Annotated in this window: 2 protein-coding genes and 1 pseudogene; all 3 read left to right on the forward strand. The window is 56.0% G+C overall.

From position 1 onward, the window contains the following. The coding region (gene odhB, locus RTY00_RS09495; protein WP_312664243.1) for a 2-oxoglutarate dehydrogenase complex dihydrolipoyllysine-residue succinyltransferase at positions 1-912 on the forward strand (912 nt) is incomplete at its 5' end. Between the two features lie 60 nt (positions 913-972). Then, positions 973-2,139, forward strand: a complete 1,167-nt coding sequence (gene sucC / locus RTY00_RS09500) for an ADP-forming succinate--CoA ligase subunit beta (protein ID WP_007890646.1) — start codon at positions 973-975, stop codon at positions 2,137-2,139. Further along, positions 2,139-2,326 (forward strand): annotated as a pseudogene (locus RTY00_RS09505) (succinate--CoA ligase subunit alpha); the annotation flags it as partial. The gene sucC and the pseudogene RTY00_RS09505, both read left to right, overlap by 1 nt.

Here is a 2,326-nt window from a genome sequence, read left to right on the forward strand (position 1 = left end):
TCTCTGGAAGAAGAGAGCAACGATGCGCTCAGCCCAGCGGTTCGCCGTCTGATTGCTGAAAACAACCTCGATGCCAGCCAGATCAAAGGCACCGGCGTTGGCGGCCGTCTGACGCGTGAAGATGTGGAAAAACATCTGGCGAAGAAAGCCGACGGTGGCAAAGCCGCACCAGCGCCAGCCGCTGCTGCTGCACCGCAGGCCGCTGTGGCTAACCGCAGCGAAAAACGCGTGCCGATGACGCGTCTGCGTAAGCGTGTTGCCGAGCGTCTGCTGGAAGCGAAAAACAGCACCGCGATGTTGACCACGTTCAACGAAATCAACATGAAGCCAATCATGGACCTGCGCAAGCAGTACGGCGATGCGTTCGAGAAGCGTCATGGCGTGCGTCTGGGCTTCATGTCCTTCTACATCAAAGCGGTGGTTGAAGCGCTGAAACGCTTCCCGGAAGTGAACGCGTCAATTGATGGCGAAGATGTGGTTTACCACAACTATTTCGATGTGAGCATTGCGGTTTCTACTCCGCGTGGTCTGGTAACGCCAGTGCTGAAAGATGTTGATGCGCTGAGCATGGCCGACATTGAGAAGAAAATTAAAGAGCTGGCGGTGAAAGGCCGTGACGGCAAGTTGACGGTTGAAGAGCTGACCGGCGGTAACTTCACCATCACCAACGGTGGTGTGTTTGGTTCGCTGATGTCTACGCCAATCATCAACCCACCGCAGAGCGCGATTCTGGGCATGCACGCCATCAAAGAGCGCCCAATGGCGGTCAATGGTCAGGTTGTGATTCTGCCAATGATGTATCTGGCGCTCTCTTACGATCACCGTTTGATTGATGGTCGTGAATCCGTTGGCTATCTGGTCGCGGTGAAAGAGATGCTGGAAGATCCAGCTCGCCTGCTGCTGGACGTCTAATTTCGCCGGGCGCGCGGTGTGAAGGCGCGCCCAAACTCATACCTGAATGGATAGAACATCATGAATTTACATGAATACCAGGCGAAGCAGCTGTTTGCACGCTATGGCATGCCAGCACCGACAGGCTACGCCTGCACCACGCCACGTGAAGCCGAAGAAGCCGCGTCTAAAATTGGCGCAGGTCCGTGGGTCGTGAAATGTCAGGTTCATGCCGGTGGCCGCGGCAAAGCGGGTGGCGTGAAAGTAGTTAACAGCAAAGAAGACATTCGTGCTTTTGCTGAGCATTGGCTGGGCAAGCGTCTGGTGACCTATCAAACTGATGCGCACGGCCAGCCGGTAAACCAGATTCTGGTTGAAGCCGCGACTGATATCGATCAGGAGCTGTATCTGGGTGCGGTTGTTGACCGTGCGACTCGTCGCGTGATTTTCATGGCCTCGACTGAAGGCGGTGTTGAGATTGAGAAAGTGGCAGAAGAAACGCCACACTTGATCCACAAAATGGCGCTGGATCCATTAGCAGGTCCACAGCCGTATCAGGGCCGCGAGTTGGCGTTCAAACTCGGCCTGACCGGTAAGCAAGTAAGCCAGTTCACCAAAATCTTTATGGGTCTGGCGACCATGTTCCTCGAGCGCGATCTGGCGATGGTTGAGATCAACCCGCTGGTGATCACTAAGCAGGGCGACCTGATCTGCCTCGACGGCAAACTGGGTGCAGACGGCAACGCACTGTTCCGTCAGCCGGAACTGCGTGAAATGCGCGATCCGAGCCAGGAAGATCCACGTGAAGCACACGCTACGCAGTGGGAACTGAACTACGTTGCGCTGGATGGCAACATCGGCTGTATGGTGAACGGCGCCGGTCTGGCGATGGGCACCATGGACATCGTGAAACACCACGGTGGTGAGCCAGCAAACTTCCTGGACGTTGGTGGCGGCGCAACCAAAGAGCGCGTGACCGAAGCCTTCAAAATCATCCTGTCTGACGATGCGGTAAAAGCCGTGTTCGTTAACATCTTCGGCGGCATCGTACGTTGCGACCTGATCGCAGACGGCATCATCGGTGCAGTGGCAGAAGTGGGTGTGAACGTACCAGTTGTGGTACGTCTGGAAGGTAACAACGCCGAGCTGGGCGCTAAGAAATTGGCGGACAGCGGTCTGAACATCATTGCAGCAACCAGCCTGACAGACGCTGCACAGCGTGTTGTAGCTGCAGCGGAGGGTAAATAATGTCCATTTTGATCGACAAAAACACCAAAGTCATTTGCCAGGGTTTCACCGGTGGTCAAGGGACGTTCCACTCTGAGCAGGCGCTGGCCTACGGTACGCAGCTGGTTGGCGGTGTGACGCCAGGCAAAGGCGGCACCACGCATCTCGGCCTGCCGGTGTTCAACACCGTGCGTGAAGCAGTAGAAGC

This window comes from Pantoea sp. CTOTU49201, from assembly GCF_032054795.1.
Lineage (GTDB): Bacteria > Pseudomonadota > Gammaproteobacteria > Enterobacterales > Enterobacteriaceae > Pantoea > Pantoea symbiotica.